The sequence below is a fragment of the Photobacterium sp. DNB22_13_2 genome (assembly GCF_052873915.1).
Window position 1 is genome coordinate 1 of record NZ_JBNNXU010000226.1, and the last position, 248, is coordinate 248.

Genomic DNA, 248 nt, shown 5'->3' on the forward strand with positions numbered 1-248 from the left:
GGGCCGTAGTCGGGAAACAGTGCGAGCACCAGGCGCTCAGCGGCATCGGCGTAGCGGCGGATCAGTGTGGAAAGATCGCGCAGGTCGGCGGACGCACCAACCGCGCCGCGCACAGTGATTTCGTCGGCGCGCAGATTGATGTTTTTTGTCTTGCCGTCAGACCAACGCGCATCAAGAAAGCGCCGCTCACGCGTGCTCAGTGGAAAATCCAGGGCGGGGAAATGCAGCACGTTGCCGCGCTCCAGTGC

1 protein-coding gene is annotated in these 248 nt (G+C 63.3%); it reads right to left on the reverse strand.

What is annotated here, in order from left to right; translation table 11 throughout:
* The coding region (locus ACVA58_RS28465) for a Kdo hydroxylase family protein (RefSeq protein ID WP_446513583.1) at positions 1 to 248 on the reverse strand (248 nt) is incomplete at both ends.